General features: G+C 68.5%; 7 protein-coding genes. 2 read left to right on the top strand and 5 right to left on the bottom strand.

The features are described from left to right. A partial coding sequence (locus IEY33_RS18740; RefSeq protein ID WP_268238854.1) for an IS1 family transposase occupies window positions 1–500 on the top strand: 500 nt, incomplete at its 5' end. Window positions 501–569: 69 nt separating this feature from the next. On the opposite strand, the gene IEY33_RS18735 is transcribed toward IEY33_RS18740, so the two are convergent. From IEY33_RS18735 to IEY33_RS18725, 3 genes are all read right to left on the bottom strand, one after another. Next, window positions 570–2,078, bottom strand: coding sequence for a CoA-acylating methylmalonate-semialdehyde dehydrogenase (locus IEY33_RS18735; RefSeq protein WP_188964819.1), 1,509 nt, complete (start codon window positions 2,076–2,078; stop codon window positions 570–572). Between the two features lie 47 nt (window positions 2,079–2,125). Further along, window positions 2,126–3,472 (bottom strand): aminotransferase class III-fold pyridoxal phosphate-dependent enzyme, encoded by a 1,347-nt coding sequence (locus IEY33_RS18730; protein ID WP_188964818.1) that lies wholly within the window; start codon window positions 3,470–3,472, stop codon window positions 2,126–2,128. 324 nt (window positions 3,473–3,796) lie between these two features. After that, the gene (locus tag IEY33_RS18725; RefSeq protein WP_188964817.1) at window positions 3,797–4,573 is read right to left on the bottom strand and encodes a DsbA family oxidoreductase; all 777 of its coding nucleotides are present in this window, start codon (window positions 4,571–4,573) and stop codon (window positions 3,797–3,799) included. Between the two features lie 123 nt (window positions 4,574–4,696). Between IEY33_RS18725 and IEY33_RS18720 the strand changes: the two genes are divergently transcribed. Further along, on the top strand, window positions 4,697–5,272 hold the full coding sequence (locus IEY33_RS18720) for a DUF1697 domain-containing protein (RefSeq protein WP_188964816.1): 576 nt from the start codon (window positions 4,697–4,699) through the stop codon (window positions 5,270–5,272). A 101-nt stretch (window positions 5,273–5,373) separates the two neighbouring features. Here the strand turns inward: IEY33_RS18720 and cutA are convergent, their stop codons facing one another. Further along, a complete protein-coding gene (gene cutA / locus IEY33_RS18715; protein ID WP_188964815.1) occupies window positions 5,374–5,685 on the bottom strand; it encodes a divalent-cation tolerance protein CutA in 312 nt (103 codons plus the stop codon). Between the two features lie 63 nt (window positions 5,686–5,748). Continuing rightward, window positions 5,749–7,155 carry a dihydrolipoyl dehydrogenase gene (gene lpdA / locus IEY33_RS18710; protein WP_188964814.1) on the bottom strand — a complete coding sequence of 469 codons (1,407 nt, stop codon included), beginning with the start codon at window positions 7,153–7,155 and terminating at the stop codon, window positions 5,749–5,751. Window positions 7,156–7,197: the final 42 nt, after the last annotated feature.

Genomic DNA, 7,197 nt, shown 5'->3' with positions numbered 1-7,197 from the left:
TCCTGGTTCCGCAGACACCTGAAAACCCTGATCAACAGCGTCCCACACCGCATCGATCCGTTGGAGGTGGTGTCGTCAAAAACGTGAGCACTCCAGCACCAGCGACGCTGGTGCTGGAGTGCGACGAACTATGCACCTTTGTGACCAAGCAGACAAAGCAGCGCTGGATCTGGCTCGCGATGGACCGCCTGAGCCGCAAGATCGTCGGCTGTTTCATCGGACACCGGGACCTTGAAGGCGCCTGGGGCTTGTGGGACAGCCTGCCCACGCCGTACCTCGAAGCGCGGTGTCATACCGATGGTCTCAAGGTGTATTCCAGCGTGGTCTTCGACGCGCTGCACGTCATCGGGGGCACCCAGCACATCGAACGGTTCAATGCCACCCTGCGCCTTCGGATCGCCCACCTGGTCCGGAAAAGCCTGTCGTTCAGCCGCAAGCAGGCCCATCTGGAGATGCTCGTGTGGCTCTTCATCCACCGCTACAACGCCTCATTACCATGACCCCACGACCACGCGGGTGCCGCACCGGGATGCGCCCGCCCTAAACCTGCCGGGCAGGCGCGCCCCCGGTCAGCGGTTCTGCGGAAAGCCCAGGTCCACCCGGCTGCTGGCAGGGTCGGGCCAGCGGGACGTGATGACCTTGGTGCGCGTGTAGAACTTGATGCCGTCCGGGCCGTACATGTGCGTGTCCCCGAACAGGCTGGCCTTCCAGCCGCCGAAGCTGTAGTACGCGACGGGCACGGGGATCGGGACATTCACGCCGACCATGCCGACCTGGCAGTCGAACTGGAACTGCCGGGCCGCCCCGCCGTCCCGCGTGAAGATGGCCGTGCCGTTCCCGAACTCGTTGTCGTTGATGAGCTTCAGGCCCGCCTCGTAGCTGGGGACGCGCACCACGCACAGGACCGGCCCGAAGATCTCGTCGCGGTACGCGTCCATGTCGGGCGTGACGTGGTCGAGCAGTGACACGCCCAGGAAGAAGCCGTTCCCGGCGAACTGCTGTTCCCGGCCGTCCACCACGATCTTCGCGCCCTGCCCGGCAGCACTGCCGATGTACCCGGCGACCTTGTCGCGGTGCTCGCGGGAGATCAGTGGCCCCATCTCGTTCGCGGCGTCGCTGCCCGGCCCGACCTTCAGGGCAGGCAGGCGCGACGCGATGGCGTCCACCAGTTCGTCCGCCACATCGCCGACAGCCAGCACGACGCTGATCGCCATGCAGCGCTCCCCGGCACTGCCGTACGCGGCGCTCACGGCAGCGTCGGCCGCCATGCTGACGTCCGCGTCCGGCAGGACCAGCATGTGGTTCTTCGCGCCGCCGAGCGCCTGCACGCGCTTGCCGTGCTCGGTGCCCTTCCGGTAGATGTACCGGGCGATCGGGGTGGACCCGACAAAGCTCACGGCAGCGATGCCGGGGTGCTCCAGAATGGCGTCCACGGCCACCTTGTCGCCGTGAATGACGGTGAACACGCCGTCCGGCAGGCCCGCGCGCTGCAGCAGGTCCGCGATGAAGAGACTGGCGCTGGGGTCCTTCTCGCTGGGTTTCAGGATGAAGGCGTTCCCGCACGCCAGCGCATTCGCAATCATCCAGAGCGGCACCATCGCCGGGAAGTTGAACGGCGTGATGCCCGCCACCACACCGAGCGGCTGCTGGATGCTGTACACGTCCACGCCGGTACTCGCCCCCTCGGAGTACCCGCCCTTGAGCAGGTTCGGGATGCCGCACGCGAAATCGACGTTCTCGATGCCGCGCGCGATCTCGCCCAGCGCGTCCGCGTGCACCTTGCCGTGCTCGCGCGTCAGGATGCGGGCCAGGTCGTCACGGCCCGCGTCCAGCAGCGCCCGGAAGCGGAACATGATCTCGGCGCGCCTGCTGAGCGGCACGGTCCGCCATCTGGCGGCGGCGGCCGTGGCGGCCTCCACGGCCGCGCCGATCTCTTCCACGCTGGCGAGGTCCACGAGGCCCTGCACTTCGCCTGTCGCGGGGTTGAACACCCGGGCGCTGCGGCCCGACGTGCCGGGCGTCAGCTTGCCGTTCAGCCAGTGGTTGATGGGCGCGGGTTTGATAGCGGTGTCAGTCATGGGAACTCCTGGGTGGTAAGCGGTGAGGCAGAGCGGGACGGGCGGCGTCAGTCGGCGGCGACGGGCGCGCCGATCAGCTGATCCACGAGCGCGAGGGCTTCCTCGTACACGGCCAGCCCGGCGTCCAGTTCTTCTCTGGTCACCACGAGGGGCGGACAGACCCACAGGAAGTTGAAGCGGCTGTAGGCGTACACGTGTTTGCTCTTGATGTGCGCGGCCAGTCGGCCCATCTCGGGCGAGGTGCCGTTGAAGGGGGCGAGCGGCTCCCTGGTCACCTTGTCTTTCACGAGTTCCAGCACGCTGAACAGGCCCTTGTAGCGCACGTCGCCGACGCAGGCGTACCGGGCTTTCATGGCTTCCAGGCGCTGGCCCAGGTACGCGCCCAGTTCACGGGTGTGCTCGAAGAGGTGCTCGTCCTCGTACACCTGCAGGTTGGCGACGGCGGCGGCCAGCGAGACGGGGTGGCCGCTGTACGTGAGGCCGCCCGCCAGGAAGTGCGTCTCGAAGTACTCCGCGATGGCGTCCGTGACGACGACCGCGCCGAGCGGCATGTATCCGCTGGTGAGGCCCTTGGCGCAGGTGACGATGTCGGGCTTGATGCCGTAGTGCTGCGTGGCGAGCCACGTGCCGGTGCGTCCGAAACCGCTCATGACCTCGTCGTCGATCAGCAGGATGCCGTACTTGTCGCACAATGCGCGCAGCTTGGGGTAGTAGTCGTCGGGCGGGACGAGCAGGCCGTTGCTGCCGGTGATGCCCTCGACCATGATGGCGGCGATGGTGTGCGGCCCTTCCATCTGGATGATCTCCTCGATGTGGGACACGCACTCGCGTTTGCAGCTGTCCACCTGCTGACCGAAGGGGCAACGGTAGCAGTACGGGTCGAAGGCGCGGACGATGCCGGGCACGCCCGGCTCGACGGGCCAGCGCCGGGGGTCGCCGCTGGCGGTCATGCTGCCCATGGTGGCGCCGTGGTAGCTGCGGTAACGGGTGATGATCTTGTCGCGGCCGGTGTACAGGCGGGCGATCTTCATGGCGTTCTCGTTCGCTTCGCTGCCGCCCAGCGTGAAGAAGCTCTTGCCGAGGCCCGTCACCTCGCGCAGCTTCCTGCCCAGGGTCGCGCGGACGTCGGTGGCGAAGCTCGGTCCGGCGAAGCACATGGTGTCCACCTGCGCCTTGATGGCGTTCAGGACGGCCGGGTGCTGATGCCCGACGTTGATGTTGATGAGCTGGCTGGAAAAGTCCAGCCACGTGTTGCCGTCCCCGTCATAGAAGTGACTGCCCTTGCCGCCCGTCATGTGGATGGGGTTCGTCTGCGTCTGCACGCTCCACGAGAACAGGGTGTGGTCGCGGTTCTGCTGGATGACCTCGTGCGTGTCCGGGTGTGCTTCTGGCATGACGCCCTCCTGTGATGCGGGTTCCGTCCGGCCGGGCGTATGGTGGCTGCACCCCTGACGGACCGGAACGCCTGTGAGGACTTCATCTTAGTTTTCGGCGTGCTGGACGCACAAGAGACACAGTGTCATACGGTGCTGAGCCGGAGAAAGGGAGGCCGGAACCAGCACCGGCATCCCTTCCATCTCCTCCAGACCGGACTGCTGGTGCTCGCTTCGCCCGGCTGAACTCCAGGCGTTCAGCTCGGCCCGGTTTCAGGACAGCAGGCAGGCCGCCCTGGACGGTGGTCCGGGCGGCCTGAGCGGGTCGGTCTGGGTGGCGGAGGGTCAGTCCTTCAGGCTGGGCACGGCGCAGGAGCCGTCCTCGCAGCCGTCGGCGGCGTCCGGCGTGCCGAGCAGCTGCAGCGGGGCGGGCTGGGGCGCGATCTCGTTCCACACCTGTTCCAGCGCGCCGCGCAGCGTGGCGGGGTCCTGCGCGCCGGACACGCCGTACTTGCCGCCCAGCACGAAGAACGGCACGCCCTGAATGCCGTACGCGCGGGCCTGCGCCTCGTCCTGCCGGACGGCCTGCGCGTACGTCTGGGCGTCCAGCGCGTCCCGGACCTCCTGCGCGTCCAGCCCGACCTGCCCGGCGAGGCGCACCAGGGTGTCCGTGTCGCTGAGCGTCTCGCCTTCCGTCATGTACGCCTTCAGGAGGCGTTCCTTCATGGCGTCCTGCAGGCCGTGCCGGGCGGCGAGGTGAATGACCTGGTGCGCCTGGAAGGTGTTGGCGAGGCTGGCGCGCTCGAAGTGGTACTCCAGGCCTTCCTGCGCGGCGGTGGCGGTCATGCTGTCCAGCATGCCCTGGGCCTTGTCGGTGCTGGTGCCGTACTTCATGGCGAGCCCGTCGCGCATGCCGACGGGGTTCACGGCGGGCGCGGTCGGGTCGAGTTCGAAGCTGTGCCACACGACGTCCACCTGCGCGGCCTGCGGGAACTGGCCGAGCGCCTGCTCGAAGCGGCGCTTGCCGATGTAGCACCACGGGCAGGCGATGTCGGACCAGATGTCGACCGTGATGCGCGGCAGGGTGGCGGAATCGGTGAGGGTGCTGAGGGGGGCGGTCATGTCTTCAGTGTGCGGCGGGCGCGGCGGGCGTGCCGGAAGCCAGCTCACCATGCGCGCCCCGGCCCGCACGTCCCGCCGCACGCGAGGCGGGCGCAATCACAGGGGCGGGCACAATGGGAGGGTATGCCTCTCCCCTCCCGGCCGCCCGTCCCGCCCGCCACCCGCCCGGCCCCGCTGCACGTGGCCCTCCTGCGCGGCATCAACGTGGGCGGGCACCGGCGCGTCACGATGCCCGCCCTGAAGGCCGTCCTGGCGGGCCTGGACCTGCAGGACGCGCGGACGCACGTGCAGAGCGGGAACGTGGTGTTCCGCGCGCACTGCCCGGACGCCGGCACCCTGGAGGGCGCACTGGCGGACGCGTTCGGCTTCCCGGTCGGCGTGACGCTCCGGACGCGCGAGGAGTGGCTGGCCGCCCGGCACGGCAACCCGTACCACGCGCAGGCACTCGCGGACGGCACGCGCGTCCACCTCGCGTGCCTGAGCAGCGAGCCGGACGCCGAGGGGCTCGCCTCGCTGCTGGCCGTGCCGCGCGGCCCGGACGACTGGACGCTGTCGGGCCGGACGCTGTACCTGCACCTCCCGAACGGCATGGCGCGCACGCGCCTGGATCACGGGACGCTGGAGCGGCGGCTGGGCGTACAGGTCACGGTCCGCAACTGGCGCACCGTGGACGCCCTCGCAATCCTGCTCGGCCCCTGACCACACCCGTCACGCCAGGTCACGCGGGTTCCGTCCGGTTCAGTCCTCCCCGCTCTGCTCGAACACGTGCGCCACGGGCTCCCGTCAGAATCCGGCTCAGGTCATACGGGCAGGACGCCCCGCAGCCACGCGCTGAACTCCGGGAGTTCCTGCACGGTATCCAGCGCCAGGATTTCCGGAATCTGGTACGGGTGCAGTTCCCGCACGCGCGCCTGCAGGGCCCCGTAGCGTTCGCGGGTGGTCTTGACGAGCAGAAGCGATTCGGTGTCCTCGGACACGTCGCCCTCCCACACGTACACGGAGTGGCTGCCTGAGAGCACGTTGACGCTGCCTGCCAGCCGCTCGCGGACGAGGGTGCGGGCCAGGTCGCGCGCCTGATCTTCAGGAACAGTGATGAGCACGACGAGTGACATACCCGTCCAGCGTACCCCGGAAGGCACGCGGACGGGTACGGCACCTGCCGTTCAGGTTGCGCGTCAGCGGTTGATGATGTGGATCGCCTGCTTGTGCACGGCCTCGGCGGCCTCCAGCACGCTCTCGCCCAGGGTGGGGTGCGCGTGGATGGTGAGGGCCACGTCGCTGGCGGTGGCGGCCATCTCGAGTGCGAGGCTCGCCTCGCCGAGCATGTCGCTCGCGTGCGGCCCGACGATGTGCACGCCGAGCAGCAGGTCGCTGCCCTCCTCCACCACCATCTTCACGAAGCCGTCCGTGCTCTGCAGCGTCATGGCCCGCCCCGAGGCGCTCATGGGGAACACGCCCGTCTTGACGCTGTAGCCCTTGTCTTTCGCTTCCTGTTCGGTGAGGCCCACCCATGCGAGTTCCGGCGAGGTGTACACGACGCCCGGAATGGCGACGGCGTCCTGCTCGCTGGGCTTCCCGGCGGCAACTTCCGCCGCGACGAGGCCTTCCTTCATGGCCTTGTGGGCCAGCATGGGGTTCCCGGCCACGTCACCGACGGCGTAGATGTGCGGCACGGCCGTCTGCATCCTGCGGTTCACTTCGATGAAGCCGCGCTCGGTGGTCTGCAGGCCCGCCGCGGCGAGGTTCAGGCCGTCCGTGCGGGGGCGGCGTCCCACGGCGACGAGCACGCGGTCGAAGGTTTCCAGGGTCTTCTCGCCCGTCTCGACGTTCTCGATCTCGACGACGACCTCGTTGCCGTTCACGGTGGCGCTGTTCGCCTTGGTGCGCGTCTGGATCTCGATGCCCTGCTTCTTCATGCTCTTCGAGAATTCCTTGACGGCGTCCGCGTCGGCGCCCGGAATGATGTTCGGCAGGAACTCGATGACCTTCACCTTCGTGCCGAGGTTGTTGTAGATGTGCGCGAACTCGAAGCCGATCACGCCGCCGCCCACGCACAGCATCCGCGCCGGGACGGGGTCGGGGACGTTCAGCGCGCCGGTCGAGTCCACGATCACGCGCTGATCGACGTCCAGGCCCTTCAGGGCGGCGGGCTCGCTGCCGGTCGCGATGATGATGCTGCTCGCCGTGACCGTCTGGTCACCGATACGGACGGTGTGCGCGTCCACGAAGCTCGCCTGCCCGACGAGGTGCGTGACCTTGTTGGCGCGGAACAGGCCCGACACGCCGCCCGTGAGTTTCTTGACGATGCTGTCCTTCCAGCCGTTCAGTTTGGGGATGTCGAGGGTGGGCGCGCCGAAGTTCAGGCCGAACTCGGTGGCGTGCTTCCCGGCCGCCATCGTCTCGCCCGCGTGCAGCAGCGCCTTGGTGGGGATGCAGCCGATGTTCAGGCACACGCCGCCCACGGCGCCCATCTCGGCGCACGCCACCTTGAGGCCCAGCTGAGCCGCACGAATCGCGGCGTGATACCCGCCAGGCCCTGCACCGATCACCAGAAGGTCGAAGTTCAGAGGAGCGTTGGTCATGCCCGCATTCTAAGTCCGGGCCCGTGAGCGCAGTGACAGGCC

The sequence above is a fragment of the Deinococcus aquiradiocola genome (assembly GCF_014646915.1).
Classification (GTDB): domain Bacteria; phylum Deinococcota; class Deinococci; order Deinococcales; family Deinococcaceae; genus Deinococcus; species Deinococcus aquiradiocola.
The sequence above is the reverse complement of the archived record's forward strand: the minus strand, read 5'-3'. Positions and strand labels throughout refer to the sequence as shown.

What these genes read in the sequence shown, in the direction of transcription:
- IEY33_RS18735 (WP_188964819.1), bottom strand. Translation starts at nt 2,078, where the DNA reads ATGACTGACACCGCTATCAAACCCGCGCCCATCAACCACTGGCTGAAC.
- IEY33_RS18730 (WP_188964818.1), bottom strand. Translation starts at nt 3,472, where the DNA reads ATGCCAGAAGCACACCCGGACACGCACGAGGTCATCCAGCAGAACCGC.
- IEY33_RS18725 (WP_188964817.1), bottom strand. Translation starts at nt 4,573, where the DNA reads ATGACCGCCCCCCTCAGCACCCTCACCGATTCCGCCACCCTGCCGCGC.
- IEY33_RS18720 (WP_188964816.1), top strand. Translation starts at nt 4,697, where the DNA reads ATGCCTCTCCCCTCCCGGCCGCCCGTCCCGCCCGCCACCCGCCCGGCC.
- cutA (WP_188964815.1), bottom strand. Translation starts at nt 5,685, where the DNA reads ATGTCACTCGTCGTGCTCATCACTGTTCCTGAAGATCAGGCGCGCGAC.
- lpdA (WP_188964814.1), bottom strand. Translation starts at nt 7,155, where the DNA reads ATGACCAACGCTCCTCTGAACTTCGACCTTCTGGTGATCGGTGCAGGG.